Source organism: uncultured Cyclobacterium sp., from assembly GCF_963976465.1.
Classification (GTDB): Bacteria; Bacteroidota; Bacteroidia; order Cytophagales; family Cyclobacteriaceae; genus Cyclobacterium.
In genome coordinates this window covers 1-3,831 of sequence record NZ_CAXBOC010000511.1, presented here as the reverse complement: position 1 = coordinate 3,831, position 3,831 = coordinate 1, and the positions used below count along the sequence as shown (strand labels likewise).

Annotated in this window: 4 protein-coding genes; all 4 read left to right on the top strand. The window is 40.9% G+C overall.

What is annotated here, in order from left to right:
• Positions 1–45: 45 nt before the first annotated feature.
• Positions 46–585: an AraC family transcriptional regulator gene (locus AAC037_RS21315; protein WP_236664991.1), complete on the top strand. Its 540-nt coding sequence runs from the start codon at positions 46–48 to the stop codon at positions 583–585.
• Between the two features lie 92 nt (positions 586–677).
• The gene (locus tag AAC037_RS21310; RefSeq protein WP_210758735.1) at positions 678–1,424 is read left to right on the top strand and encodes a heavy metal-associated domain-containing protein; all 747 of its coding nucleotides are present in this window, start codon (positions 678–680) and stop codon (positions 1,422–1,424) included.
• Between the two features lie 78 nt (positions 1,425–1,502).
• Positions 1,503–1,922: a hypothetical protein gene (locus tag AAC037_RS21305; RefSeq protein WP_210758736.1), complete on the top strand. Its 420-nt coding sequence runs from the start codon at positions 1,503–1,505 to the stop codon at positions 1,920–1,922.
• A 104-nt stretch (positions 1,923–2,026) separates the two neighbouring features.
• Positions 2,027–3,831 (top strand): efflux RND transporter permease subunit (locus AAC037_RS21300; protein ID WP_339905465.1); only part of this gene is annotated, 1,805 nt, incomplete at its 3' end.

Here is a 3,831-nt window from a genome sequence, read left to right as displayed (position 1 = left end):
TCAGATTAAAACAAAATGAAGCTAAGCACCCTCTACATAAAAAACATGGTTTGTCCTCGCTGTATTGACACAGTGAAGGACATTTTGGATAACCTGAATATAGAAACCTCCTCCATTGAACTCGGAGAAGTTCATACACCAAACAACATCACGAGTGATCAGAAATCACAGCTGGAGGAACTACTGGCAGCACGAGGCTTTGAGTTGCTTCAAGATCAAAAGTCGAAACTGATCGGACAGATCAAAGCGATCATTGTAGATCAAATTCATCACAACAAAGAAGCCTTAAATATCAATTTCTCTACCCTAATAGCTGATAAACTGCACCAGGAGTATTCTTCTCTCAGCAGGCTTTTCTCTTCTGTCGAAGGAGTCACTATTGAGCGGTTTATCCTTAAACAAAAAGTAGAGCGAGTGAAAGAGCTCATCTTTTACAATGAGCTAACGCTCTCAGAGATTGCTCATCAAATGGACTACAGCAGTGTAGCCCATCTATCCGCCCAATTCAAAAAAGAGACGGGCATGACCCCCACAGCTTTTAAGAAAATGAGAAATCCGGGACGGCAATCACTGGATCAGCTGTGATCAAAATCTCATAAGCCTTTTTCAAAATTGTGTAACAGCCACAAGCAGCTTACCGATCATCTTTGTATCGTGACAATTAATACGATAACAAGATGACCAAAGAATATACAATTACCGGAATGACTTGCACTGGCTGTTTGGCCAAAGTGAAGAGAACGATCAATGGAATCGAAGAGATACAAGAAGCCGCTATTCAACTGGAATACCCACAGGCAAAGATTATCTCCGATGAATCTTTAGACCTTGGAGAAATTAATCTGGCATTAAAAAAGGTAGGGAACTATGCCATTTCTGAAGAATATCAAGAGACCGTACAAGCTCCGCTCCCTAAGATCAAAAAACAAGAACCACTCGCTGAGAAGTCCATTACCACCTACAAACCACTGATCCTTATTGTAGGGTTCATTGCTGTGGTAACAGCTTTGAGCCAATACCCATTCAATGAATTTTCGGGGATGTTGTGGATGCGCCACTTTATGGCAGGGTTCTTCATTGTCTTTGCTTTTTTCAAGCTGCTAAACTTGACAGGCTTTGCGAACTCTTATCGAATGTACGATATAGTAGCCGCTAAATGGAAAGCCTGGGGATACGCTTACCCATTTGTTGAACTAGCCCTGGGATTGCTCTATTTATTGAATATTGCACCGTTTTTCACAAACATGGTGACAGTTATCGTCTTGGGCATAAGCAGCATCGGAGTGATTAAAAGCAACCTGAACAAGAAGAAGATCAAATGTGCCTGCCTGGGAGATGTATTCAATTTACCCATGAGTACAGTCACCATTGTAGAGGATCTATCCATGGTAGCTATGGCTGCAGCTATGCTTGTTTTCACTTAGGTCGTTACAAAATTCTGTAATCATTTCTCAAAATTCTATAAACCCTTCTCTGTAAGAAATCCGTATATCGCATTATAAGTGAAAAGAATAATCTCCATATCGCTTGCTTTGCTCATGTTGGTTTCCAGCGTGGGTTTCTCTATGAACACACATTTTTGTGGTGGCGTAGCGGTTGAGACTTCTTTTTCAATCGGACTTCATAATCCTGATTGCGGAATGTCCGATATGGATGGAGACTGCAAAAAAGAACCATCCTCAGAAGAACAGGTAAAACCTAAACCCTGTTGTGAAAATCAACATGAGGTACTTCAATTAGATGAGAATGCAAATCTTCAAGCCTTCTCTGTTGATGTGAATCCTGTTTTCTTTGTTGCTTTCATTCACACTTATGTTCAGCCGATTCTATTTGCTGATCAAGCTTTTGTTCATAACACTTATTACTCTCCTCCCATACCTGATAAGGATATTCAAGTCCTTTTTCAGACCTTTTTAATTTAATCCGCATAGTACAATTTGATGTTCCTGGTCTTGTGACTATGGAGCATAGTGGCATTTCCTGCCATTGAACAATTCTTTTCTGTTCAATCAAATTCAATTGTATTATGCTCAATAAAATCATAAAATATTTCTTAGAGAATAAGTTGGTCACTGTTCTCGTCCTTACAGGTTTTGTAGCCTGGGGAATTGTAACTGCTCCATTTGGATGGCAAGTGGGTGCATTGCCTTCTGACCCTGTTCCGGTGGATGCCATACCAGACATAGGAGAAAACCAACAAATTGTTTTTACCCAATGGGCTGGCCGTTCGCCACAGGATATTGAGGATCAAATCTCTTATCCTTTAACTACTTATTTACTAGGAATCCCAGGAGTAAAATCTATTAGAAGTTCATCCATCTTCGGTTTTTCCAGTATCTATATCATCTTCTCAGAAGATGTGGAGTTCTATTGGTCACGATCCAGAATACTCGAAAAACTCAACTCACTACCCTCTGGCTTACTCCCTGATGCCGTCCAGCCTGCATTGGGGCCAGATGCCACCGCCTTAGGGCAGGTGTATTGGTACACCATTGAAGGAAGGGACAAAAACGGAAATCCAACTGGCGGTTGGGATTTGCACGAAATCCGCACAGTTCAGGACTTCTATGTGAAGTATGGATTAAATGCAACAGAAGGCGTTTCAGAAGTTGCTTCCATTGGCGGTTTGAAAGCCTACAACATCCCCTTGCATAAAGTCATGCAGGCAGTACAAAAATCCAATAAGGATGTTGGTGCAAAGACCATAGAAATCAATCAGGCTGAATATTTAGTTCGTGGCTTAGGTTATGTCAAGAAAGTAGAAGACATAGAAAAAGCAGTAGTTGCAGTACAAGACAATGTGCCTATAAGGATAAAAGACATTGGTGTAGTATCTCTTGGTCCCGCTACAAGACGAGGTATTTTGGACAAAGATGGTGCTGAAGTAGTAGGTGGTGTTGTAGTAGCTCGATATGGAGCGAATCCCTTGCAAGTCATCAACAATGTAAAAGCCAAAATTGTTGAAATAGCCCCCGGCCTTCCCAAGAAGACATTGGCTGACGGTAGAGAAAGCCAGCTTACAATTGTCCCGTTTTATGATCGCTCAGAGTTGATCTATGAAACCTTAGGTACACTGGAAGAAGCCTTGTCGCTGGAAATTCTCATTACCATTCTGGTGGTGATTGTGATGGTATATAACCTAAGAGCTTCATTCCTAATTTCCAGCCTTTTGCCTATTGCCGTACTCATGGTATTTATTGCCATGCGATACTTTGGTGTGGATGCTAATATTGTAGCGCTATCAGGAATAGCCATTGCCATCGGAACAATGGTGGACTTAGGTATTATTCTTTCTGAAAATATCATCAAGCATATTGATGAAGCCCCACCAAGCCAAAAACTAATTGATACCATTTACAATGGAGCATCAGAGGTGGCCACTGCGATATTAACGGCTGTCTCTACCACAATTGTGAGTTTTGTCCCTGTATTTACCATGCAGGCAGCAGAAGGCAAGCTGTTTGGTCCTCTGGCTTTTACAAAGACTTTTGCCCTTTTAGCTGCATTGATCGTTTCATTGCTGATTTTGCCAACACTGGCACATTGGTTTTTCGGCTTTAATATTAAAAACAAGTTCTTAAAAAAATACGGCCACTACGGCTTAGTCCTTATTGGAATTATTAGCCTCTTTATTGGACAGGTTTGGACGGGAGTGTTACTAATTCTATTTGGAATCATCGGTATTGTAAAAAACATTGAACAGCTCAAAAATGCTTCACTTCCGACTGTAATAAAGTTCTTACTCAAGTATGCGGAATTAATCATTGTCCTGTTGGGAGTCATTTGGTTGCTGGCAAAATATTGGTTACCACTAGGTGCATCTAAATCCCT

What these genes read in the sequence shown, in the direction of transcription:
- AAC037_RS21315 (WP_236664991.1), top strand. Translation starts at nt 46, where the DNA reads ATGGTTTGTCCTCGCTGTATTGACACAGTGAAGGACATTTTGGATAAC.
- AAC037_RS21310 (WP_210758735.1), top strand. Translation starts at nt 678, where the DNA reads ATGACCAAAGAATATACAATTACCGGAATGACTTGCACTGGCTGTTTG.